The organism is Xanthovirga aplysinae (assembly GCF_009711365.1).
GTDB classification, from domain to species: domain Bacteria; phylum Bacteroidota; class Bacteroidia; order Cytophagales; family Cyclobacteriaceae; genus Xanthovirga; species Xanthovirga aplysinae.
In genome coordinates this window covers 1-1,711 of record NZ_SMMB01000456.1, presented here as the reverse complement: position 1 = coordinate 1,711, position 1,711 = coordinate 1, and the positions used below count along the sequence as shown (strand labels likewise).

General features: G+C 30.7%; 2 protein-coding genes. Both read left to right on the top strand.

From position 1 onward, the window contains the following. A partial coding sequence (locus E1171_RS01775; RefSeq protein WP_155203479.1) for an MBOAT family O-acyltransferase occupies nucleotides 1-1,111 on the top strand: 1,111 nt, incomplete at its 5' end. Nucleotides 1,112-1,125: 14 nt separating this feature from the next. Beyond that, a partial coding sequence (locus E1171_RS01770; RefSeq protein WP_155203477.1) for a hypothetical protein occupies nucleotides 1,126-1,711 on the top strand: 586 nt, incomplete at its 3' end.

Sequence of the window (1,711 nt, the reverse complement as noted above, 5' to 3'; positions counted from 1 at the left end):
CAATTACTTTTCCTTAAATTATTCCCCAAATCAACACAGTTTATTGCTACCAGTTGGAATTAGTTTTTATACTTTTCAAACTTTAAGTTATACTATAGATGGTTATCGAGGGTGCTTAACTCCTGAAAAGCATTTGGGGAAATTTGCATTATATGTTTCTTTTTTTCCTCAATTGGTTGCAGGGCCTATTGAGAGAGCAAAAAATTTACTTCCTCAATTCCATAAGGATAAACTAAAAATTGATTCAGATAAATTTATTTCCGGCTTTACTAAAGTTCTTTTGGGCTTTTTTAAAAAAGTTGTAGTAGCTGATACTATTGCTATTCAGGTGGATTCCATTTATAATAATTATGAACTGCATACTGGCCCCACTCTATTAATGGCCACCTATTTATTTGCTTTTCAAATTTATTGTGATTTTTCGGGCTATTCTGATATTGCCATTGGTCTATCACGAATGATGGGCTATGATTTGATGGAAAATTTTAAGTTGCCTTATTTTTCAAAAAGTGTAACAGAATTTTGGAGAAGGTGGCATATTTCATTATCCAGTTGGTTAAAAGACTATTTATATATTCCATTAGGAGGAAGTCGAAAAGGGAATATTTTTACCTATAGAAACTTAATGACTACCATGCTGTTGGGAGGTTTATGGCATGGAGCCTCTTGGAATTTTGTGATTTGGGGCGGTTTAAATGGGCTTTTCTTATCTATTGAAAAAGGACTATATAAAAGGAATATTGTTTTTAGAGGGCACACTGAAACTCTTTTGTATAAAGTAATTAGAGTTTTTATTTGCTTTAATTTAATCTGTTTAAGCTGGGTGTTTTTTAGGGCAGAAACATTGCAACAGGCTACTGATATTTTAAAATCAATATTCTCTTTTCAAGGGGGAGTAACAATTAAAGATACTTCGGTATTTGCAAATTTATGTTTTGGGTTGATGGGTTTACTTTTTGTAGAATATTTTTTGATAAGGAAGAAAAGTCTATACTCAATTGTAAATGAAAAAGGTGAAATTTGGGCTTCAGCATTTTGTGGGGTACTAATTATTTTTATTCTTTTATTTGGTGTTTCAAATGGTAGTCAATTTATCTATTTTCAGTTTTGAATCTAAATTAATTTATGGGATTAAGTAAGTTAATAAGATTTACTTTATTTTTATTTCTATTTGTTGGGATTGGTTCCATATTAATGGTAATTGGTTTTGATTATCTCTATCAAAAGAATCAGTATGGGATGTCAGGAGGAAATATTAATTATTATTTACAAAATGTAGAGAAACCCGAATATTTAATTATGGGCTCATCTCGTGCTCATCATACTCTTATTCCAGATAGTATTAGTGTTTCTACCTTCAATCTATCTCATAATGGCATGAGTTTGGGGTTTCACACAGCTTTATTGGATGTATTAGAAAAAGAAAACCATTTGCCGAGAAGTGGGCTTATCCTGCAAATAGAACCTGAAGAATTCTTTAGGTCAAATTCCCAAATGGGTAAAGATGTTCAATTTTTAAAATATTACTATAAGAAAAATGATTTTATTAGGAATAGGATTGGTGAAATAGGGAGATTTGAGAGTTTGAAATATTTTTTAGATCTCCATTCATTTAATGGAAATGTTCTCTCTTTAGTAAAGAATTACCTTATGACTTTAAAAAACGGTATTCCAGATAATAATGGGTTTGTTCCAATAACTCCTACTGACC